Annotated in this window: 20 protein-coding genes; 16 read left to right on the top strand and 4 right to left on the bottom strand. The window is 49.3% G+C overall.

Annotated features, from left to right (window positions below; genetic code table 11):
* Nucleotides 1-136: 136 nt before the first annotated feature.
* Nucleotides 137-1,501 (bottom strand): MATE family efflux transporter, encoded by a 1,365-nt coding sequence (locus tag QJ036_RS08775; protein WP_283231015.1) that lies wholly within the window; start codon nucleotides 1,499-1,501, stop codon nucleotides 137-139.
* Between the two features lie 102 nt (nucleotides 1,502-1,603).
* A complete protein-coding gene (locus QJ036_RS08780) occupies nucleotides 1,604-2,500 on the bottom strand; it encodes a DMT family transporter (RefSeq protein WP_283231016.1) in 897 nt (298 codons plus the stop codon).
* A 148-nt stretch (nucleotides 2,501-2,648) separates the two neighbouring features.
* Between QJ036_RS08780 and deoD the strand changes: the two genes are divergently transcribed.
* The 3 genes from deoD to QJ036_RS08795 are packed head-to-tail and all read left to right on the top strand — an operon-like array spanning nucleotide 2,649 to nucleotide 6,781.
* On the top strand, nucleotides 2,649-3,362 hold the full coding sequence (gene deoD / locus QJ036_RS08785; protein ID WP_283231017.1) for a purine-nucleoside phosphorylase: 714 nt from the start codon (nucleotides 2,649-2,651) through the stop codon (nucleotides 3,360-3,362).
* A gap of 17 nt (nucleotides 3,363-3,379) precedes the next feature.
* Nucleotides 3,380-4,912, top strand: a complete 1,533-nt coding sequence (cls, locus tag QJ036_RS08790) for a cardiolipin synthase (protein WP_283231018.1) — start codon at nucleotides 3,380-3,382, stop codon at nucleotides 4,910-4,912.
* Between the two features lie 42 nt (nucleotides 4,913-4,954).
* Nucleotides 4,955-6,781 carry a glycoside hydrolase family 2 TIM barrel-domain containing protein gene (locus tag QJ036_RS08795; RefSeq protein ID WP_283231019.1) on the top strand — a complete coding sequence of 609 codons (1,827 nt, stop codon included), beginning with the start codon at nucleotides 4,955-4,957 and terminating at the stop codon, nucleotides 6,779-6,781.
* A gap of 62 nt (nucleotides 6,782-6,843) precedes the next feature.
* Here the strand turns inward: QJ036_RS08795 and QJ036_RS08800 are convergent, their stop codons facing one another.
* Entirely contained in the window at nucleotides 6,844-7,899 is a 1,056-nt protein-coding gene (locus QJ036_RS08800) for a PTS sugar transporter subunit IIC (RefSeq protein WP_283231020.1), read from the bottom strand.
* Between the two features lie 249 nt (nucleotides 7,900-8,148).
* Here QJ036_RS08800 and QJ036_RS08805 point away from each other — a divergent pair, with 249 nt between their 5' ends.
* The 4 genes from QJ036_RS08805 (at nucleotide 8,149) to rnhA (ending at nucleotide 13,129) form a co-directional block, all read left to right on the top strand.
* Entirely contained in the window at nucleotides 8,149-9,267 is a 1,119-nt protein-coding gene (locus QJ036_RS08805) for a DUF3048 domain-containing protein (RefSeq protein ID WP_283231021.1), read from the top strand.
* 61 nt (nucleotides 9,268-9,328) lie between these two features.
* Entirely contained in the window at nucleotides 9,329-10,801 is a 1,473-nt protein-coding gene (spoIVA, locus tag QJ036_RS08810) for a stage IV sporulation protein A (protein ID WP_283231022.1), read from the top strand.
* A 120-nt stretch (nucleotides 10,802-10,921) separates the two neighbouring features.
* Nucleotides 10,922-12,625, top strand: coding sequence for a MutS-related protein (locus QJ036_RS08815; RefSeq protein WP_283231023.1), 1,704 nt, complete (start codon nucleotides 10,922-10,924; stop codon nucleotides 12,623-12,625).
* Between the two features lie 12 nt (nucleotides 12,626-12,637).
* Nucleotides 12,638-13,129 (top strand): ribonuclease HI, encoded by a 492-nt coding sequence (gene rnhA, locus QJ036_RS08820; protein ID WP_283231076.1) that lies wholly within the window; start codon nucleotides 12,638-12,640, stop codon nucleotides 13,127-13,129.
* On the opposite strand, the gene QJ036_RS08825 is transcribed toward rnhA, so the two are convergent.
* Nucleotides 13,126-13,932: an amidohydrolase family protein gene (locus QJ036_RS08825; protein WP_283231024.1), complete on the bottom strand. Its 807-nt coding sequence runs from the start codon at nucleotides 13,930-13,932 to the stop codon at nucleotides 13,126-13,128. The genes rnhA and QJ036_RS08825 overlap by 4 nt on opposite strands.
* 143 nt (nucleotides 13,933-14,075) lie before the next feature.
* On the opposite strand from QJ036_RS08825, the gene QJ036_RS08830 reads away from it, so the two are divergent.
* The 9 genes from QJ036_RS08830 (at nucleotide 14,076) to QJ036_RS08870 (ending at nucleotide 22,697) form a co-directional block, all read left to right on the top strand.
* Nucleotides 14,076-14,219 (top strand): hypothetical protein, encoded by a 144-nt coding sequence (locus QJ036_RS08830; RefSeq protein ID WP_283231025.1) that lies wholly within the window; start codon nucleotides 14,076-14,078, stop codon nucleotides 14,217-14,219.
* A 25-nt stretch (nucleotides 14,220-14,244) separates the two neighbouring features.
* The gene (gene alaS / locus QJ036_RS08835) at nucleotides 14,245-16,887 is read left to right on the top strand and encodes an alanine--tRNA ligase (RefSeq protein WP_283231026.1); all 2,643 of its coding nucleotides are present in this window, start codon (nucleotides 14,245-14,247) and stop codon (nucleotides 16,885-16,887) included.
* A gap of 108 nt (nucleotides 16,888-16,995) precedes the next feature.
* On the top strand, nucleotides 16,996-17,172 hold the full coding sequence (gene rpsU, locus QJ036_RS08840; RefSeq protein WP_003504099.1) for a 30S ribosomal protein S21: 177 nt from the start codon (nucleotides 16,996-16,998) through the stop codon (nucleotides 17,170-17,172).
* 91 nt (nucleotides 17,173-17,263) lie between these two features.
* Nucleotides 17,264-17,527 (top strand): YabP/YqfC family sporulation protein, encoded by a 264-nt coding sequence (locus QJ036_RS08845; protein ID WP_283231027.1) that lies wholly within the window; start codon nucleotides 17,264-17,266, stop codon nucleotides 17,525-17,527.
* A complete protein-coding gene (locus QJ036_RS08850; RefSeq protein WP_283231028.1) occupies nucleotides 17,520-18,716 on the top strand; it encodes a sporulation protein YqfD in 1,197 nt (398 codons plus the stop codon). Before QJ036_RS08845 ends, QJ036_RS08850 begins: the two co-directional genes overlap by 8 nt.
* A gap of 80 nt (nucleotides 18,717-18,796) precedes the next feature.
* Nucleotides 18,797-19,795, top strand: coding sequence for a PhoH family protein (locus tag QJ036_RS08855; protein ID WP_283231029.1), 999 nt, complete (start codon nucleotides 18,797-18,799; stop codon nucleotides 19,793-19,795).
* Complete coding sequence (gene ybeY, locus QJ036_RS08860; protein ID WP_283231030.1) at nucleotides 19,792-20,295, top strand: rRNA maturation RNase YbeY; 504 nt, start codon at nucleotides 19,792-19,794, stop codon at nucleotides 20,293-20,295. Before QJ036_RS08855 ends, ybeY begins: the two co-directional genes overlap by 4 nt.
* A gap of 17 nt (nucleotides 20,296-20,312) precedes the next feature.
* The gene (locus tag QJ036_RS08865) at nucleotides 20,313-21,980 is read left to right on the top strand and encodes a putative polysaccharide biosynthesis protein (RefSeq protein WP_283231031.1); all 1,668 of its coding nucleotides are present in this window, start codon (nucleotides 20,313-20,315) and stop codon (nucleotides 21,978-21,980) included.
* An 87-nt stretch (nucleotides 21,981-22,067) separates the two neighbouring features.
* A complete protein-coding gene (locus QJ036_RS08870) occupies nucleotides 22,068-22,697 on the top strand; it encodes a hypothetical protein (protein ID WP_283231032.1) in 630 nt (209 codons plus the stop codon).
* The last annotated feature ends 69 nt before the right edge of the window (nucleotides 22,698-22,766 follow it).

Below are 22,766 nucleotides of genomic sequence, written 5' to 3' on the forward strand. Positions count from 1 at the left end.
CCATTTTTTATACCAAAAGATGCAGACTTGCTCAGAAATAGAAAAATTCATACAAAGAAACGCCAAAACCGACATTTGCCGGAGTTGGCGCTTCTTAATCAGGGACTTATTTTACAGCCCCTTCGGCTTCAGAAACTCATAGACAGCCGTTCTGTGAGGTGACAGAGCCCGGCAGAATGTGTTTCCTATGGAGCCAGTAATAGCCAAGCCCCAGGGCATCAGCAAGGAACCAGCCGATTGGAACGGAGACCCAGATGCCGATGACGCCTACCGCAGGAATAGCGGAGAGAGTATAAGCCAGGATCACACGGGTTCCCAGAGAGACAATGGTGAGAACCACAGACATGCCAGGTTTCTGAATGGCCCGGTAAAGACCATAGAGCAAAAACAGACATCCGATTCCGCAGTAAAAAGCTCCTTCGATCCGCAGATACTGAACGCCAATGGTCAGAATTTCTGTTTCGTAGGTTTTTACAAAGATCATCATAAGTGGTCTTGCAAAGAGACAGACTGTCAGAGAGAGAATCAGGCAGAATACGAGAGAGGTGATCAGAGCGCTCCGGATCCCCTTTTTGATCCGATCCATCTTCCTGGCACCGTAATTCTGCGCGATAAAGGTGGAAAAAGCGTTTCCGAAGTCCTGTACCGGCATATAGGCAAAGGAATCAATTTTGACGGCGGCTGCGAATGCGGCCATGACCGTTGGACCAAAGCTGTTGACCCGCCCCTGAACCATCAGGATTCCAAAGTTCATGATGGACTGCTGAAGGCAGGTTAAAAAGGAAAACTGGGAGATTTCCGGAAGCATGCCCTTTTTAAGCTTCATATGCCGCTTTTCAAGACGAAGCTCAGGGAATTTCACCAGTGTATAGATCAGAATTCCGATGCCGGACACGTACTGGGAGATCACGGTGGCGGCTGCCGCACCGGGGGCACCCCAGTGAACAACCAGTACAAAGATCAGGTCCAGGACAATATTCAAAAGGGCGGAGATTCCGAGAAACAGAAGAGGAATCACCGAGTTTCCGATGGCACGCAGGAGAGAAGCAAAGAAGTTATAAAGGAAGGTAGCAGCGATTCCCAGAAAGATGACCCACAGATAGCTTCGCATCATGACGTAGATCTCATCAGGAATCTGTAACAGGTGCATAATCGGGTCGATGAAAATAAAAACTGCTGCGTTGAGAACCATGGTACAGACAGCTATCAGAAGAAAGGAAGCGGAAATACTGTACTTGAGCTGTTCCATATTTCTTTCCCCAAAACGGGTGGAAAACACGGCGCCGCTTCCCATGCACAGGCCCAGCAGGATGGAGATCAGAAAGGTCATCAGTGTATAGGCGGAGCCAACGGCTGCCAGGGCATTGGAGCCTAAAAACTGACCGATGATCAGGGTATCTGCAATGTTGTAAAGCTGCTGGAGAAGATTTCCAAGGATCATGGGAAAGGCAAAACAAAGCATGGTGGAAGTGATGTTTCCGGTAGTCAGATCTTTTTTCATTATTATCAACATCCTCACAAAACATATTCGAGAATCAAGGACATAAAAGGCCTGCGCCTGTGAGAACAGGCGCAGGGATAAAAAATTTCTTATGAAGGATGATTATTTCCGGACAGCAGCCCGCTTGTCCAGAAAGATACCGAGGCAGACAACAGCGATGCCGAGAAGCTTTCCCATAGGGAAATTCCCAAGAAGGATCAGGTCTGCAACGATGCTGGCGCCGATCTGACCGATAAGAAGGAAAATCGTGGCATGGAACACCTTCATCTTTGAATATGCCATGTTGTTCAGTACACAGGCAAAGGCACCCAGCGGTCCGGTCAGATATGCGATCTTCGGAGCGATAAGGAAGCCTTCCGCGGGGATCCGGAAACCGGAAGCGGCTAAGAACAGGAAAAAGGCAATGATCGCACCGAAACCGGCATTATAAAAGCTGCCTGCAATTTTTCCCACATAATGGCTGGCTTCAAAATTAAACATTCTTGCAAATACGGTGATGCAGCCAATGCCGATGGCAAATAAAAGAAGCAGGAACAGAAGCCCCTTGTTGGGAACGGAGGTAAAGGAATCTGCTCCCACAAAATTAATGACAAAGACACCGGCCAGAATGCAGAGAAAACCGGGCAGACGGTTTGCATGGAACGCCACCTTTTCGGAACCGAAAAAGCCGAAATGGTCAACCACGGCCGACATGATCAGCTGTCCCGATACGGAGAGGCATACGGTTACGGCGCTTCCCAGATGGGCTACCAGATATCCGGAAAAACCCAGAACAAAAATAGCGCAGACACCGCCGAAGCAGGCATGGAAAGGCATGCCGTTGGGCTTCGGAAATTTTTTCGTGGCAATGAGCTCCATGAGCAGGCTGAAAAATGCATTAAGAAGCTGGCTGATGAACCCGACACCCAGAACGCCGATGAAAGGATAGAGCATGCCATTGTAGCTGCTCTGCGCAGAGATCATGGCGCCCGAAATAATGGCTATGATGATGTACAGCATAAAAATCTCCCTTTTGATTGATTGAAACGATGTAAAAAACTCAACATTCCGATTATAATATTCCATAAGGAAATAATCAATACAATTTCTGGCAATATTCCCCAATATATGGTATGATAAAACAAAAAACAGACAAGGAGGAAAAGCAATGGCAACTCCACATAACCAGGCAGGTACGAACGAAATTGCAGAAAGCATTCTGCTGCCGGGCGATCCTTTGCGGGCCCAGTTTATTGCAGAGCATTTCCTTGAGGATGTCAAACAGTTCAATTCTGTAAGAAATATGCTTGGATTTACCGGTACCTACGGAGGAAAAAGAATTTCGGTCATGGGGACCGGGATGGGATGCCCCTCTATCGGAATCTATACTTATGAGCTGATTCATTTTTACGGTGTAAAAAATCTGATCCGTGTGGGCTCCTGCGGAAGCATTCAGGAGAGTCTTAAGGTGGGAGAGCTGGTCATGGCCATGGGCGCCAGCACTGACGGAAATTTTGCCCATCAGTACAGGCTGCCGGGAACATATTCAGCTACGGCATCCTATGAGCTTTTAGAATGTGCTGTACGTTCAGCCAGGGAGCATGGGTATTCCTGTCAGGTGGGAAATATCCTGTCCTCCGATCTGTTTTATACGGAGACACCGGAATGGAAGGAATGGGCGAAAATGGGAATCCTGTCCATTGAGATGGAAAGCTATGCGCTCTACTGCAATGCAAACCGTGCCGGAGTACGGGCCCTTGGAATTTTTACAGTATCCGATTCCATTGTCACCGGCGAAGGGCTTTCGGCTGCAGAGCGTCAGACTGGCTTTACCAACATGATGCAGGTGGCCCTTGAGACAGCTGCTGCTTTTACAGAGTAAGGAATGAAGCGAGACGTATGAAAAAGTATAAAAAGCTGATAACAAACAGAATTGTAGTCACGGCGCTGCTTTTGATCATCCAGGCGGTATGGATGGTGGTGTTCCTTCTGCGCCTCAGCAGTTATTCTGTCTGGATCAACACTGCATTTTCGGTCCTGAGTATCCTCATGGTACTCTACATCATCGGAAAGGATGAATGCTCCGCCTACAAAATTGCCTGGATCATTCTGATTCTGTGTCTGCCTCTTTTCGGCGGATTGATGTATCTGTTCTGGGGAAATAAGAATCCCTCGAAAAAGATGCGCAAGCGCCTCAACGAAGAGCATCATCGTCTGGTGAAGGGCTTTCAGAATGATGAGACTCCTATCCGGGAGATGCGCGCTATGGATGAACGGGCCTCCGGGATCAGCATTTATCTGAAAAATGCCAGTGATTACAGTCTCTATAAAAATACAGATACAAAATACTACCCGATCGGTGAGCTCATGTTCCGGGATATGCTGGAGGATCTGGAAAAGGCACAGTATTATATTTTTCTGGAATATTTCATTATCAGTGAAGGAACCATGTGGAACAGGATCATGGAGGTCCTGGAGCGGAAGGTATCCCAGGGGGTGGATGTGCGTCTCATATACGACGATATGGGCTGCGTAGCACTTCTTCCCAGGGGCTTTGACCGGTATATGGAGTCTAAGGGTATCAAATGCATGGCCTTCAACCCGGTGGTACCGTTTTTTGCCATGGTAATGAATCACAGAGACCATCGGAAGATCCTGGTCATTGACGGCCATACGGCCTATACCGGCGGCATTAATCTGTCCGATGAATATATCAATATCAAATCCCGGTTCGGTCATTGGAAGGATACCGGCATCCGGCTTCATGGGGAAGGCGTCTGGAATTTCACGCTGATGTTTCTGGAAATGTGGAACAGCTACCGAAAAGAGGAGGGAAAGCTTGAGGAGTACAAGCCAAGGATCCATCATCCGGCTCCTTTTACCGGCCGCGGATATGTGCAGCCCTTCAGTGACACACCGCTGGACAATGAGACGGTTGCCGAAAATGTCTATATTCAGATTCTAAATCAGGCGAAACATTACTGTTATATTTTCACTCCGTATTTGATCGTGGATAACGAAATGAAGCTGGCTCTTTCCCTTGCTGCAAGGAGGGGAGTGGATGTGCGGATCGTGACTCCGGGGATTCCGGACAAGCCGATCGTATTCCGCCTGACCCGTTCCAATTATTCGCCCCTTTTAAAGGCCGGCGTAAAAATTTACGAATATACACCGGGCTTCATTCACGCTAAGAGTTATGTGTGCGATGATGAGTTTGCTGTGGTAGGCACTATCAATATGGATTACCGGAGTTTATATCTGCATTTTGAATGCGGAACCTTTATGTATCAGACGGATGCGGTCATGGAGCTTAAGAAGGATGCCATTGCGACCATTAAAAAGAGCAGACAGGTTTTTCTTAAGGATTGTCGGACCGGAATTCTCGGCGGGCTGTTTGATGCGGTCCTCCGGATTTTTGCACCGCTTTTCTGAGAAACCGATAGTTGACCATTTTACAGAAAGCGAGACGTACGTATGGCAGAACTGAAAACAAGATGGAGCAGGCTTGTTACGCCGGAGAATGTCTGGAAAGAATATCCGCGTCCGGATTTTGCAAGACCGAACTGGAAAAATCTGAACGGACTGTGGGAGTATGCCATTACAGAGGACGAGAAGGTTCCGAAGGCTTTTCAGGGACAGATTCTCGTCCCTTTTTCTCCCGAAGCGCCCCTTTCCGGTGTGGGAAAAAGACTGAAGCCGGAGGAATGGCTCTGGTACAGAAGGTGTTTTGGGAAAGAGGAGCTTTCTGTCGGTGAAAAAGACAGGCTGCTTCTCCATTTCGGAGCGGTGGATCAGTCCTGCTGCGTATATGTGGACGGACAAAAGGCTGGAAGCCATGTGGGAGGCTATCTGCCCTTTACTCTGGATATTACGGAATTGATAAAAGGGAAAAGCGGGGAGCATGAGCTTCTTGTAAAGGTCAGGGATATTAGCGATACCGGCTGGCACAGCCGTGGAAAACAGAAGCTTGCATCCGGCGGTATGTATTATACGGCGCAGAGCGGGATCTGGCAGACCGTATGGCTGGAGGTCGTGCCGGACCAGTATCTTCGTCATGTGCGTATCCGACCCGACTATGACAGGGGTTCCGTGTTTGTCCGTGCCGTGACAGGGAAAAGGGAACCTGTCTCGATGACTGTCTTTGAGGCTTTCGATGAGGAGTGTCTGGATGCCTTTTTGAATGGGAATTTTTCGGGGACTATTCCTGATCATGATATCGTCATCTCCAGAAGGGCTGTGACGGGAAGGGAAACGGAGCTGCCGCTACAAGGTTTTAAAAACTGGTCACCGGAAGATCCTTTTCTTTACGGACTTCTCCTGGAGACAGAAAAGGACCGGGTCCTCTGTTATTTTGCCATGCGAACCTGTACGGTGGAGAAGGATGAAACGGGGAATGCCGGACTGTATCTCAACCATAAGCCTTACTTTCAGACCGGACTCCTGGATCAGGGGTACTGGCCTGACGGGCTTTATACGGCACCATGCGACGAAGCGCTCATTTTTGATGTTCAGTCGGCGAAAGCCATGGGCTATCGCATGCTCAGAAAGCATGTGAAGGTGGAAACGGCCCGTTGGTATTATCACTGTGACAGGCTGGGAATGCTGGTATGGCAGGATATGGTAAATGGAGGAAGTGCGTATCAGGACTGGTTTGTTACGTATCTGGCCACCGCCTTCAGCTATCTCAAAATTTCAGTGAAGGACTCCCACAGGCGGCTGCTGTCCAGAAGGGAGAGAGAGGGCAGGAACCAGTTCAGACGGGAGCTTCGGGATATGATAAAGACTCTTTACAACCATCCGTCTATTGTCTGCTGGGTACCTTTCAATGAAGGCTGGGGACAGTTTGACGCGGAAAAGATCACGGAAGAGATCCGCCGGATGGATAACACGAGACTGATCGATCAGGCAAGCGGATGGTATGATCAGAAAGGCGGGGACATCCAAAGCATTCATTCCTATTTTCTGCCCTTCACCTTCCGGAAGGAGGACCGTGCAGCAGTTCTCACAGAGTACGGAGGATATTCTCTGCGGGTGGACGGTCATTGCCAGTCAGAAAAAATTTACGGCTACAAGACCTTTGACAAGTCGGAGGATTTTTGCAGAGGGGTGGAAAAGCTACTGGAACAAACGGTGTTTCCTCAGATCCGAAAAGGCCTCTGCGGTGCCGTGTACACCCAGCTTTCCGATGTGGAGGAGGAGGTCAACGGGCTCCTCACATATGACAGACTGGTACAAAAGGTACCTGCGGAATGGATGAGGCAGCTGAATCGGAGGATGATTTCTCTGGCCGAAGAAAAATAAAAGCAAAAAAAGGTACCCGGCATCTACGGCTGAGTACCTTTTCCTGTTTGAGATATCAGAGTTTAAACATCCAGCTTCATATCGCCTTCCTTGATCCAGCCCTTTTTCCGCATAAACCAGGAGATGACATAAGCCAGCACACCCGGAAGCAGGAAATGGAGGAGTACGATTTTAAACAGTACCATGGCGGCGCCTTCGGTGGCAGCCATAGTCTGGAAGGTCATGATCTGTCCCACCAGTCCGGCAGTTCCCATTCCCGATCCGACAGGGTTGTTAGTCATATGGAAGACCATGGTGGAGAGGGGTCCTAAAATGGCGCTGGTGATGATGGCTGGCAGCCAGATAATGGGCTTTCTTACAATGTTGGGAACCTGAAGCATGCTGGTACCGATACCTTGTGCCAGAAATCCGCCCATTTTGTTTTCCTTATAGCTGGCGACTGCAAATCCGATCATGTTGGCACAGCACCCAACGGTGGCAGCTCCCGCCGACAGTCCCGCAAGGCTTAAGGATACACCAAGCGCTGCAGAACTGATGGGAAGGGTCAGGATCATGCCCATGAGGACAGAAACAATGATTCCCATGAGGAAAGGCTGCTGCTCGGTGCCCCAGTTGATGAGCGCTCCCAGGGAGGTCATAAAAGCTGAGATGGGCGGGCTTAAGATCAGGCCGATGACCGAACCGGAAACGATGCAGACGATGGGAGTCAGTACGATATCAAGCTTTGTCTTTCCTGCGATCAGGTGACCGAGCTCAATGCCCACATAGGCTGCAATAAAAGCTCCAAGAGGCTCTCCGGGACCGGCGAGGACGATTGTTCCATCCACAAGCACCTGCCCGGCAATGATCTTGCTGGCGAAAGCGCCCACCATACCGGTGGTGGCAGCGGAAAGGACAACCAGGGGGCTTTCCTTGAATTTGCAGGCAACGCCGCAGCCGATTCCGGCACCGGTCAGTGCTGCCGCCATTTTTCCGAAAAAGAATAAGTAGCTTCCCACCGTGCCTCCAATGAGGTTTCCGATCTGCTGGATGATGGTTCCCACGATGAGGGTGGAGAAGAGGCCTGTTGCCATACCGCTCAGACCGTCGATAAACAGCCGGTTCAGCCATTTTTTCATATGTGTTACCGCCTTTCTGTGTGCCTTCGGTTTTTTATGTAAAACCGGAGAATTAAGTGTAAATATTTTAAATAGCAGCTGTCTTGTCAGTTGACTTCACCAAATATAGCACAGAAAAAAAAAAGACGCAAGTATTTTTCTGAATACAGGGCTTATAAATGGTTCCAAACAGGTTTTTTCATTGCGGATTTCCACTATATATGGTAAAATGTATTAACAGCAACACTACCGGAGGGAGGCAAAAGAAGTATGAAAAAGAAATGGACAAGAGGCTTGCGGACAGGACTGGCTTTGATGCTTGTGGCTGTCATGGCTGCAGGCTGTGGAAAGAAAGCGGAGGAGACCACCGTGGCACCTGAGACGACGGAGGCTGAGCTGGTGACTCTGGCACCGCCCACGACGGAGGCAGAGACGGAGCCGGAAACCGAGGCGTGCCCGGATGGTATGGTACGAAGCTACCTTACCGGAGAGTGGGTGCCGGAGGAGATCGGACGCAGGCGTCCGGTTGCCGTGATGATCAGCAATGTGAAGGATGCACAGCCAACCTACGGACTGAGTGCTGCCGATGTGGTCTATGAGGCCCCGGGAGAAGCCAGTGCCGTTCGGTTTGTGGCTTTTTTTGAGCAGTATGATGATATACAGGAGATCGGCTCCATCCGGAGTGCCAGAACGTATCACGCTTTCTTCCAGAAGGAATTTGAATCGATTTTCTTCCATTACGGACAGTGCGAATATGCAAGGCCTTATCTGGAGGGCGGCATGTGTGACTGTGTCAACGGTGTGACCGGTGCCAGCGAATGGGCATATCACAGCATGCCGGGCAGAGAGCAGCCGCACCACCATTTCACCAACGGCGAGGAGATCAAATACGCTATAGAAAAGCTGGGCTATTCTACGGAATATCCGGAAAGCTACACCGGCCATTATCAGTTTGTGAAGGACGGCGAGATGCCTTATATGCCCGGAGCAACTCCGGCAAACAAAGTGTCTGTGGGATATGTATCCAACAAGCCCTGGTTTGAATACAATGAAGGGGACGGACTTTATTACCGGTATCAGTTTGAGGCGCCCCACGTGGACGTGGGGAATGACGATACACAGCTGACTTATAAAAATATCATCATTCAGGTCTGTGATTATGAGCATTATTATGATACGGATTATCTGAACATTTTTGTCCATGGAGAAGGCGTCGGCCAGTTTATCACCGATGGAAAGGTCATTCCCGTCACCTGGAAAAAGGACGGGGAATGGGGTGTGACCCATTACTATGATTCTGAGGGCAACGAGATCAAGCTGAACCAGGGACGCACCTGGGTCTGCATCGTCCGCACAGAGCGGGCCAACCGGGTGGAAATCACCGAGTAAACAGCATAATGGCAAATCCCTTCTGCATATACTTAATCAGCATATACAGGAGGGATTTTTTATGGACAATTTTCATGTATACAAAGATATCCAGGCCAGGACCGGCGGGGAAATCTATATCGGAGTAGTGGGACCTGTGCGGACAGGAAAATCCACCTTTATTAAACGGTTTATGGATCTTCTTGTCCTTCCGGGTATGACGGATTCCCATGAAAAAAGCAGGGCGCAGGATGAGCTTCCCCAGTCAGCGGCGGGAAAGACCATTATGACGACGGAGCCCAAATTCATACCAAAGGAAGCGGCAGAAATCAAGGTGGGGGATGCGCAGGTGAAGGTGCGACTCATCGACTGTGTCGGATTTATGGTAGAGGGCGCCAGCGGCCATGTAGAAAATGATGAGGAACGGCTGGTAAAAACTCCCTGGTTTGATTATGAGATTCCTTTCACGCAGGCAGCCGCCCTCGGGACCGAAAAAGTAATAAGAGAGCATTCCACCATCGGGATCGTCATAACCACAGATGGTTCCTTCGGAGAAATTCCGAGGAATGCTTACATAGAAGCGGAAAAGCAGACAATAGAAGAGCTAAAAAAAATCGGAAAACCGTTTATCATGCTCCTGAACACCAGCAGGCCTTATTCCGACGAGGCAAAAGAGCTTGCAGGAAAGTTAAAAGAGGAGTATGGGGTGCAGGTGCTTCCGGTCAATTGTGAACAGTTGAAAAAGGATGATATTACCAGGATCCTTGGGGAGGTGCTGAATGAATTTCCGGTGACGGAGCTGGATTTCTATATGCCGAAATGGGCGGAGATCCTTCCGGCGTCTCATCCGTTGAAGGAAAAGATCATCGCGATCGTGAGAGGACTGATGGAAAGCGTTCTTCATATGAGGGATATCCGTCAGGAGTATGAGCAGGAGGAGACTTCACCCGTGAAGGGGATCCGGCTTCGAAAGGCTGATTATTCGGACGGAACTGCTGCCATGGATGTGGCGGTGGATGAGACCGTCTACTATCAGATCCTGAGCGATTATACCGGACTGGAAATAGGCGGAGAATATCAGCTTATGGGGATCCTCAAACAGTTTGCGAAAACAAAGGGAGAATATGAGAAGCTTAAAAACGCTCTGGAAGCGGTGCGGCAGAAGGGATATGGCGTCATTATGCCGGAGAGGAGTGAGATCCTACTGGATGATCCGGAGGTGATCAAACACGGAAATAAATATGGGGTCAAGATCCATGCCCAGGCGCCCTCCATCAATCTCATCCGCGCGTCTCTGGAAACAGAGCTTGCACCCATTGTAGGAGATGAAAAGCAGGCTGAGGATCTGATCGCCTACATTAAGAAAAACAGCCGGGACAACGAGGACGGTGTATGGAACACCAGTATTTTCGGAAAATCCATCGAGCAGATCGTCACGGACGGTATGGAAGCAAAGATTGCCCAACTGACGGAGTCCTGCCAGCAGAAGCTTCAGGACACCCTTCAGAAGATCATCAACGACGGAAACGGCGGAATGATCTGCATTATTATCTGATGGATTTTTAATGTCTGTGCAGAATAGCGTGCAGAAGCGGGAATGGAGATTTATTTGACATTCCGTGCACATACTTATATACTGAGGGAAACACCTGGTATATAGCAGGAGGATGAAACGATGGATGGACAGACGATGACATATGTGTATTTTTTTCTGGCGGTGTTCGCTTTTCTCATCGTACAGGGAGTGCTGGCTGAGAGAAAGCGTATTAAAAAGCTGGAACAGAAGGTCAGGGAACAGTGGGGAAAGGCTCCGGAGAGAGAGTATTCTCTGGAGGAATATGATAAAATATCCCATTATTTTGAAAGAAAAAAAGATAACCGGTTCCATATCGATGACATCACCTGGAATGATATGGGCATGGATGAGATTTTCATGCTCCTCAATACGGCCGGCTCGGCTGTTGGGGAGGAGTATCTGTACTGGGCGCTCCGCACTCCGGAATTTGACAGGAAGATTTTAGAGGAGCGCTCAGAGCTGGCAGATTATTTCCGGTCCCATCCTGAGGTTCGGGAGCAGTACGGTGTCTGCTTTGCAAAAATGGGAAGAAAACACAGGATCGCCCTTTCCGATTATATCGGGAAGCTGTCGGAGCTGCCGGCCTTTCCGCTCTGGCCCCACGTGCTGGCTCTGGTACTTCTGGGAGCGTCTGTGGCGGCTTTTGCTGCCAGTCCCTATTACGGCATCGGCGCTTTAGTGGGAGCTATCGTCATCAATATGGTCACGTACTTTAAATATAAGGGTGATATGGGCGTCTATTTTACCTGTATGTCCCAGGTGGCGGATCTGGTGGAATACGGAAACAGGATCGGAAGGATCCGGGCAGAGGAATCGCTTCTGGAGTCCTATGGAGCTTTACTTAACCGGGACTGCAGTGCGTTCCGGCAGGTGCGCCGCCAGGCCTGGATCCTGGTGGACAAGTCCAGTATGGGAGGAAATCTGATCAAAGCTGTGCTGGATTATTTCTGTATGATCACCCATCTGGATCTGATCCTGTTTCGTCAGATGGCAACGACTGTCCGGGACAAGGGAGATACCCTGGAACGTCTCATCGAAACTCTTGGAAAGCTGGAGCTTTCCCTGTGTATCGGATCCTTCCGGGACTGGGCTCCTTTCTTCTGCAAGCCGATGCTTCATGAAACACCTGGACATACCCTTGACGGACAAAACATGTACCATCCTTTGGTGGAACATGCTGTGGCAAATTCCATTTCTACGGACCGGCCGGTTCTGATCACCGGTTCCAATGCCTCCGGCAAATCTACCTTTTTAAAAACGGTGGGGATCAATGCCATCCTGGCCCAGACTATTTATACGGCGGCGGCAGAACGCTTTGAAACAGATTTTTGCCGTGTCTATTCATCCATGGCGCTCACGGACAGTCTGGAAACCGGAGAAAGTTATTACATGGTGGAGATCAAGGCACTGAAGCGGATTCTGGATGCCATTGGGGGAGAAAGCTCTGTGCTGTGCTTTGTGGACGAGGTCTTAAGGGGTACCAATACCGTGGAACGAATCTCCGCCTCATCCAAGATTCTGGAAAGCATGGCCGGAAAACAGGTGCTCTGCTTTGCAGCCACCCACGATATCGAGCTGACAAGGCTTCTGGAAGAGCTTTATGACAACTATCATTTTGAGGAGCAGGTGGAGGACAACGATATTACCTTTTCCTATCATCTGGAGACAGGGCGGGCCAGGAGCCGGAATGCCATACGGCTTCTGGGAATCATGGGATATGAAAAAGAGATCATTGAGGCTGCCGGGCAGATGGCAGAGCGTTTTGTAGAGACAGGAAAATGGAGTCTGGAAGAAAAGGAGTGAGTCGGCAGAATGATGAAGGTTACTTTATATACAGACGGTTCAGCCAGAGGAAATCCGGACGGACCGGGCGGATACGGTGCAGTTCTTCAGTATGTGGACGGAAAGGGGATCCTTCATGAAAAAGAACTGTCGGCAGGTTATAAAAAAACCACCAATAACCGGATGGAGCTTATGGGGGTCATTGCCGGACTGGAAGCCCTGAACCGTCCCTGCCAGGTGGAGGTGGTTTCCGATTCCGCCTATGTGGTCAGGGCTTTTACCGAGCACTGGCTGGAGAGCTGGATCAGGAAGGGATGGAAGAGAGGAAAAAATGAACCGGTGAAGAATGTGGACCTCTGGAAGCGGCTCCTGGCGGCAAAGGCTCCCCATCAGGTCACCTTCCGATGGGTAAAGGGACATGCCGGTCATCCGGAGAATGAACGGTGTGACCTACTTGCCACAGCGGCGGCCGACGGAACGGAAAGCATGCTTCTTGTGGATGAGGGCCTTGTCACAGAGATTTAAAGTCCGTAAATGCGCCTGGCATTTTCATAAAAGACCTGATCCCACTTTTTTTCCGGAATCAGGGACATGGTAAAGGCGATATACCCCTCCATGTTTGCAAGGGGCCAGTCAGTTCCGTACATGAGCTTGTCATAGCGGTCAAGATACTCAAGCCATGTGCGGATATGCGAAAGATACCCTGCCTTATCCTTTAAGAACTGATCCATAGAGGGATTTCCCTCCAGTATGCCGGAAAGATCGGCAGTCACATTTTCATTCTTGTCAAGGACAGCTGCGGCATCGGTGATCCATGGATTGCCAAGATGACAGAGAACAAACCGGACGCCGGGAAACCGGACAGCTGCCTCGTCCACAATGAGCGGATGGCTGTATTTGAGCATGGCACCTGTTCCGGCAGTGGCGCCTGTGTGGACAGCCACCGGCTTATGAAAGAACTCAGCCAGCTCATAAATGGGCTCGTACTTTTTATCGGTAATATAATGATGGGAGTAGCCGGGATAGAGCTTGATTCCGACGCAGGCCTTTGAGGCGAGCAGACGTTCTGTCCTGTCATACCACCAGGACGGCGTTTCTTCCGTAAAAAACCGTTCATCAATGCCGACACACCAGGAAAGACTTTCCGGGAAGGAAGCAGCGTCCGAATCCAGAGTCTGATTTCCCATCACCACGGCGTGTTCAATGCCGAGTCTTTTAAACTCCCGGAGAAGATGGCTTTCTGTATTTTCATGGCCGGCTTCCCGTGCAATGGTATCAAAATAAGGTTTTTTCGGGCAATAATGAATATGCGCATCTATGATTTTCAAAGAAATACCTCCCTCATTCCGTTTTGGTTTCAGTATAACTGGAAAGGACAGGAACCGCAAGAAAAAACTTGCAGAAACAAACGGTCTGTGATAGGATATGATAATGAGTAAATTTATGTTTTGTCTGCATAGGAGGGATTTCCATGGGAGCATTTTTTTCGGAGCTTTATCAGCTGGCAGTGAAATTCATTTTTCTGGGCGCAGTCGCCTTCGGCGGTGTGATGTGCGGGATAAAATTCAGAAAACGTAAAAATGCAAAGGCAGAGAAAGACCCTGCGGAGAAATAAACGGCAGAATAAGATGCGTGGAGGAATGATTGTGGAAAAGTACGGTGTAAATCAACTGAGACGGATGTTTCTGGAATTCTTTGAGAGCAAGGGCCATCTGGCCATGAAAAGCTTCTCACTGGTGCCTCATAATGACAACAGTCTGCTCCTGATCAACTCAGGTATGGCACCCTTAAAGCCTTATTTTACGGGCCAGGAAATTCCGCCCAGAAGAAGAGTTACCACCTGCCAGAAGTGTATCCGTACAGGTGATATTGAAAATGTGGGAAAGACGGCCCGTCACGGCACCTTCTTTGAGATGCTGGGCAACTTTTCCTTTGGAGATTATTTTAAGAGAGAGGCCATTTCCTGGTCCTGGGAATTTCTGACCCAGGTGGTTGGCCTTTCGGCGGACAGGCTGTATCCGTCCGTATATGTGGAAGATGACGAGGCCTTTGATATCTGGAACAAGGAGATCGGTATCCCGGCTGAGAGAATTTTCAAATTCGGCAAGGAGGACAATTTCTGGGAGCATGGCGCAGGTCCTTGCGGTCCCTGCTCTGAGATCTATTATGACAGAGGCGAGAAGTACGGCTGCGGCAGGCCCGGCTGTACGGTAGGCTGCGATTGTGACCGTTACATGGAGGTCTGGAACAATGTGTTTACCCAGTTCAACAACGACGGCCACAACAATTACACGACACTGGAACAGAAGAATATCGACACCGGCATGGGACTGGAACGTCTGGCTGTGGTAGTTCAGGATGTGGATTCCATCTTTGCTGTGGATACCATCAAGGCTTTACTTGACAAGGTGTCTTCCCTTGCAGGTGTTTCCTATCAGGAGGATGAAAAGAAGGATGTTTCCCTGCGTCTCATCACAGACCATATCCGTTCCTGCACCTTTATGATCTCCGACGGCATTATGCCCTCCAACGAAGGACGGGGCTATGTGCTGAGAAGACTTCTCCGCCGTGCTGCCCGTCATGGCAGGCTTCTGGGCATTGAGGGAAGATTCCTTGCCAAGCTCTCCGAGACCGTTATTGAGCTTTCCAAGGACGGCTATCCGGAGCTCGATGAGAAGAAGGAAATGATCTTCAAGGTTCTCACCGAGGAGGAGGACAAGTTCGGAAAGACCATCGATCAGGGTCTGAGCATTCTGAGTGACCTGGAAGAAAAGTTAAAGGCGGAGGGAAAGAAGGAACTTTCCGGCGAAGATGCCTTTCGGCTTTATGATACTTATGGCTTCCCGCTGGATCTGACAAAGGAGATCCTGGAGGAGAAGGGCTTTTCCGTGGACGAGGATGGCTTTAAAAAGGCCATGGATGTTCAGAGGAAGATGGCGAGATGCGCAAGAAAGACCAGCAATTACATGGGCCGCGAGGATATTTACCAGGCCCTTGACCCGGAGCTTACAACGGAATTTACAGGCTATGACAGGCTGAGTGATGAGGGCGTGGTAACAGCGCTCACCACAGCCGATGAAATTGTAGAAGCGCTGACCGATGGCCAGACAGGAACCATCATTACCGATAAAACGCCCTTCTATGCCACCATGGGCGGCCAGAAGGCCGATACCGGTGTGATCAGCGCCGAAGATGCTGAGTTTGTGGTAGAGGATGTGATCAAGCTTCAGGGCGGCAAGGTCGGCCATGTGGGCCATGTCACCAGGGGCATGTTCCGGGTAGGAAGCCACGTGGTCATGAAGGTGGATGCGGAGAACCGTACGGAGACCTGCAAAAACCACAGTGCAACCCATCTTTTACAGAAGGCTCTGCGTATCGTCCTCGGTTCCCATGTGGAACAGGCAGGCTCTTTCGTTGCTGCCGATCGGCTTCGCTTCGACTTTACCCATTTCTCTGCCATGACAGCAGAGGAGATTGAGCGGGTGGAGGATATCGTCAATGAGGAGATCGCAGCGGCAATTCCCGTTCAGACGGAAATCATGGGCATCGATGAAGCCAAAAAGGCGGGTGCCATGGCTCTCTTTGGTGAGAAATACGGCGATACTGTCCGCGTGGTATCCATGGGAGATTTCTCCAAAGAGCTCTGCGGCGGTACCCATGTGGCAAATACAGCAGCCGTTACCACCTTCAAGATCATTTCCGAGGCCGGCATTGCAGCAGGCGTTCGGAGAATCGAGGCGCTGACCGGCAAGGGAGTTTTCCGCCATTACAAAGAACTGGATACGCAGCTTCATGAAGCGGCAAAGGCGGCAAAAACAGAGCCCTCCGGTCTGATTAAGAAGATTGAAGCTCTTCAGGAGGAGATTAAGACCCTTCATTCCGAGAATGAAAAGCTTAAGAGCAAGCTGGCCAACGAAGCCATGGGCGATGTGATGAATCAGGTGACTGAGGTGAACGGTGTCCGTGTTCTGGCTGTCAGCGTGAAGGATGTGGATATGAACGGCCTCAGAAATCTGGGCGATCAGATGAAGGAGAAGCTGGGTGAGGGCGTTGTGGTCATTATTTCCGAAACTGCCGGAAAGGTGAACCTGATGGCGACCGTTACCGATGGAGCTCAGAAGAAGGGAGCCCATGCGGGCAACCTGATCAAAGCCATTGCAGCCTGTGTGGGCGGCGGCGGCGGCGGACGTCCCGGTATGGCTCAGGCCGGAGGAAAGAATCCGGCAGGAATTCCGGATGCCCTGCAAAAAACTCTGGAAGTTGTTGCAGAACAGGTAAAATAACTATTGACGAAAACGAATTTTGTGGTATACTAGATGTAGTGCGAAAAATATACCCAAACAGTTGTATTATGCACAATACACAACTGGAGGGAGGTTAGGTGTGAGTCTATGTCAAACGTTATTGTGAAAGACAATGAGAGTTTAGATAGTGCCTTACGCAGATTCAAGAGAAACTGTGCGAAGGCCGGCATTCAGCAGGAGATTCGTAAGAGAGAGCATTACGAAAAACCCAGCGTTAGACGCAAGAAAAAGTCTGAAGCCGCTAGAAAACGTAAATACAATTAATTGTGCGAAGGAAAAGAACCATTGATTGCCAATGGTTCTTTTTTTTGTCTTCGATACATAAACTGAACTGTAAAAGAAAAGAGGTATGCCCATGAAAAAAAGGGTTGAAGCGCTGGTGCAGGCGTTGGAGCTTCCCAGGGATCTATGCCTCGGAGCCGCCGTTGTCACTTCTGTGGGATGTCTGGAACTGACCATTGAAAATCACAGGGGAATCCTCGAATACGGTCCGGATTGTATCCGTATCTTAAGCGGTATGTGCAGAATCCGGATCACTGGGGAGGATCTGGTGATTTCCTATTTTGGCAGGGAGTCTATGAAGATCAGGGGAAGAATTCATGAGATCATCTATGAATAGAGCGGGAAAATGGAATGGGACCGTAACGGTCAGGGTATCAGGTGGGAGCCCTGAGCGTTTTTTTAATTTATGCAGTTTTCATGGGATTTCTCTGGAAGAAATGCGGCGGGAAGAAGACGGCATCCGGTTTCGCATGGCGGCAAAGGATTTTTTTGCAGCCGGAAGACTCGCAAAAAAAGCGGGGGTTAAACTTCGAATCAAAGAAAAACGGGGGCTTCCTTTTTTCCTCAGAAGAAGCCGGAAGCATCTGGCCTTTTTCCTGGGAATCCTTATCTGTCTGGGGCTTTTATATTATTCTTCTCTTTTTATATGGGATATTCATATGGAAGGCAACACAAAATATACCGACAGCACACTGCTTCATTTTCTGGAAGAGAAGGGATATGTCCACGGAATGAAAAAATCGGGAATTGTGTGCGAGGAAATTGAAAAGGATATCCGGGGCCGCTACGGGGACATTACCTGGGTTTCTGCACAGATCAGCGGAAACCGGCTGATCATCCGGATCAAGGAAAATCAGATCATCGATGCGGAAGGCACACCTGCTTCGGATGAATCAGGAACAGTGATGGATCTGACCGCATCAAAAAACGGCACCGTGGTGTCGGTGATCACAAGGACCGGTACGCCGAAGGTCCATCCGGGTGATTCTGTGGAGAAAGGCCAGGTACTGATTTCTGGTACTCTGGAGATTCTGGACGAGGGAGGAAATCTTTTATCCACCAGGGGAGTAAGAGCCGATGGAGATATCGTTGCCGCCACCGAATATCTTTATGAGGATGTGTTTTCTCTGGCATCACCGAAAAAATATTATACGGGAAAGGAAACAAAACAACGTTATCTGTGGCTGTTCGGCCATCGGGTCTTCTGGCCGGGAGAAAAAAACACCTATGCCTGCTCTGACGAAACGGATTCTTATGAAATGGTTCATCTGTGGGAGAATTTTTATCTGCCTCTGGGATGGGGGGTGATTACAGTCAGGGAATACCGGGAAGCCGTGGAGGTCATTTCTGCAAAGGAGGCAGAAAAAAAGGCATTGCTTCGGTTTGAAGCATACTGTGATCAGCTTTCCGACCTGGGAGTGACAATCACTGACTGTTCTCTGGAGACCTTTCTGGAAGCGGATTCCTGCCGTGCTGTCGGTATTGTAAACGGAGAAGAAGCCATTGGCATTTTGGGCGGTTCATAATTTTTTATGAAAAGGGCTTCAATTTACAGAAAAAAATGTTAGAATAAGAGATAGCAAACAGAAGGAGACAGCAAACAGGTATGGCGATTGTAGAAACGATGATCGACATTCCGGCCGAACATGAGCGGAATGTATGCGGTCAGTTTGATGCCTTTTTAAAGAAGATCGAAAAGACTCTTCGAGTGACCATGGTATCCAGAGACGGCTGTATCAAGGTGATCGGACCGGAAACCATGGTTGGAAAGGCAAGAAGCGTATTCGGAAATCTCATTGAGCTTTCCAGACGGGGAAATACCATCACAGAACAGAATGTGGATTATGCTCTTTCTCTTTCCTTTGAGGAGAAGGATGACAAGATCCTGGAGATCGACAGAGATCTGATCTGCCGCACGATTTCCGGAAAGCCGGTGAAGCCGAAGACCATTGGGCAGAAGCAGTATGTGGATGCCATCCGTGAAAAGATGATCGTTTTCGGACTTGGTCCTGCCGGAACGGGAAAAACCTATCTGGCTATGGCTATGGCAATTCAGGCTTTTAAGAATAATGAGGTGGGACGGATCATTCTCACAAGGCCGGCTATTGAGGCCGGTGAAAAGCTGGGCTTTCTTCCCGGAGACCTGCAGAGTAAGATCGACCCCTATCTGCGCCCCCTCTATGATGCTCTTTACGAAATCATGGGGGCGGACAGTTATCTGCACAATGCGGAAAAGGGGCTCATCGAGGTGGCACCTCTGGCTTATATGAGAGGACGTACTCTGGATAATGCCTATATTATTCTGGATGAGGCACAGAATACGACTCCTGCTCAGATGAAAATGTTTTTAACCAGAATCGGCTTTGGTTCCAAAGTTATTGTGACCGGCGACATGAGTCAGAGGGATCTTGCCGGGGACGGACCTTCCGGTCTGGATGTGGCAGTCAGGGTCCTTCGGAAGATTGAAGACATTGCCTTTGTCACCCTTTCTGATAAGGATATTGTGAGACATCCGCTGGTTCAGAAGATTGTACAGGCCTATGAGGCATACGAAAGCAAAAACAGGACAGGAGACAGGGCCAGAAGGCCGGGAGGAAACAAATGACCTGTGAAATTTCTTATGAGGCGTCGGAGCCTCTTTCCATTCCATATGAAGAGATCATCCGGGCAGTGGTGGATGCTGCCCTTCTGCAGGAAAACTGTCCGTATGAAGCGGAGGTCAGCGTGACCCTCACGGATGCCGATGAGGTACAGCGGATCAACCGGGAATTCCGGGGGATCGACAGGACGACGGATGTGCTGTCTTTTCCTATGGCGGAATATGTCCATCCGGCAGATTTTGACTTTCTGGAAGAAGACGATGCTTTCGACTGCTTTAATCCGGAAACCGGGGAGCTGCTGCTTGGTGATATCATCCTTTCCGTGGAAAAAATCAAAGAACAGGCGGAAGAGTTCGGTCATTCCCTGAAACGGGAACTGGCCTTTCTGACTGCTCACAGCATGCTTCATCTGATGGGCTACGATCATATGGAGGAAGAAGACAGGATACTGATGGAGGAACACCAGCGGCATCTGATGGAAACCCTGAATATTCCCAGAGAATAAGGTGAGAAGAGAATTATATGAGTACTCAGAATCAGCAGAAAAAGAAAAAAAAGAAATCCAGTAATTTTCTGATACAGGGTTCCATTCTGGCAGTTGCCGGAATCCTTGTACGGATCATTGGCATGGTATACAGGATCCCCATGCAGAACAAGATCGGCAATGCCGCCATGGGAATGTATTCTTCTGCCTTTTACATCTACAATATCATACTTCTTTTGTCTTCTTACAGCCTGCCCCTGGCAGTGTCCAAGATGGTATCGGCCAGGGTCGCTCTCGGACAGCATAAGAATGCATACCGGATATTCCAAAGCTCCATGATTTTTTCCCTGATATCAGGCTCTGTTGCCGGGCTTCTGATGTTTTTCGGAGCGGATTTTTTTGCAGTAAAGCTGCTCAATGAACCGGGAGCCGCCTACGCCATCAAGGTATTGGCGCCTACGGTGTTTGTTATGGCATTCCTGGGGACTCTGCGTGGATATTTCCAGGGTCTTGGCACCATGATTCCGACAGCTGTTTCTCAGGTACTGGAGCAGATCATCAATGCGGTCATCAGCATTGTCGCCGCTTTTCTGCTCTTTGATATGGGAGCAAGGGTCGATATTGCGAAGGGAACGGATATCTATGCCGATGCCTACGGCGCTGCCGGCGGAACCCTCGGTACGGCTGCCGGAGCTTTGACGGCACTTATTTTCTGTTTTGTCCTGTTCCGGATGTACAGACGGATCTTAAAGCGCCAGATGCGGCGGGATAATACAGTAATGCTGGAATCCTACGGAAATATTGCAAGGGTTCTGGTGGCGACCATTGTTCCTGTTATCATAAGCGGCACCGTATACAATGTGAGCAATCTGGTGGACAACAGTATTTACGGCTTTTACATGAAGTCTGTAGGCGAGAGCGCCCATTATATGGCCAAATGGGGAGTGTATTCCGGGCAGTATTATCTGTTAATCAATGTACCGATCGCCATATCAAACGCCCTTTCCTCCTCCATGCTTCCCTCCCTTACCAGGACTGTGACGGAAGGAAACAAGGGAGAGGTCTTAAGAAAGATCAATATGACCATCCGTTTTTCCATGATCGTAGCGATCCCTTCGGCGGTGGGGCTTACGCTCCTTGGAGCGCCGATCGTTGAAATGCTGTTCAATCAGGATACAAAGCTGGGCGGAGATCTTCTGTTTTTGGGCTCACTGGCTGTCATTTTCTTCTCCCTGTCCACCGTTACAAACGGCGTCCTTCAGGGCATCAACAAGATGAAGACGCCGGTACGGAACGCGTTAATTTCCCTGATTCTTCATGTGGGAATTCTGGTTGCCCTTTTATACGGATTAAAGACAGGAATTTACGGTGTTGTTATTGCAAACATGCTGTTTGGACTTTCCATGTGTATCCTGAACGGTATTTCCATTGCCAATTATCTGAATTACCGTCAGGAGGTGAAAAAGACATTTGTTCTGCCTTTTTTGGCTTCCCTCATCATGGGCGGCTGCTCCTACCTGGTGTATTACCTCCTGAATATGCTCACAAAAAGAAACTCCATCGCGTGTCTGGCAGCAGTGATCGTGGCTGTAGCAGTATATTTCGTCATGCTGATTGTATTCCGATGTGTGGATGAGAAGGAGCTTCACAGTATGCCAATGGGCGGGAAGATGGTACGGATCGCGAAGAAGCTTCGTCTGATGTAGTATATTTTTTTCATAACGGTCAATACTGGAAAAGAGGGTAAGCATATCCTCTTTTCTTTTTAATTTGATTTTTATGAGGTGATCGTTATGAAAAAGACCGTCTGGATCTATCTTTCCTGCTTTTGCCTGTTATTCTTTCTGTTTTCCGCGGTCTACTATTTCAGCTACCGGAATCTGGAGCTGGAGAAGCAGCTGGAATTAGCCGAATATGAAAGCCGGAGGAAAGCGGAAACTTCGGAAGAACATACACAGTCTTCGGAAGAAAGCAGTGAACCGGAAAGTGCCGCGGCTGCCGGAGGGCAGGAGGAGCTGCGGATCAATGATGAGATGCTTTATATTGCTCAGAGCTATAATGAGGCCGACGGCATTCTTACGGAAACGATCCTTCCCATGCCGTTGGATTTTCTGGGAATGACGAGAGAAGAGCTTGTCGATTATCTGAAGGGGAACGGCGGGGGAAAAACGCTCGTTTCCTTTTCCTCGGCCCGCCTGGTGGTGCGGAGCCGGGAATCGGTGGACCCCGGTAATTACCGATTTCTTCTGATTCTGGAGGAAGGATATCTGAAAATCTATTACAGTGACAGAAGCGATGTCTATATGGAAACCTATATTACGGAGGATGAGCTTCCGAAAGACGAGGCGGCGGTTCTGAAAAAGGGGTATTATGTCAAAGGAGTCAAAGAGCTTTACGATTATCTGGAGTCTTTGACCAGCTGAAAAGAAATGAATGACAAATTCCCATGTCTTAGTGTATAATAAGGGGCGAATAAATTCGCCAGATGAAAG

This window comes from Fusibacillus kribbianus, from assembly GCF_030053595.1.
Taxonomy (GTDB): domain Bacteria; phylum Bacillota; class Clostridia; order Lachnospirales; family Lachnospiraceae; genus Lientehia; species Lientehia kribbiana.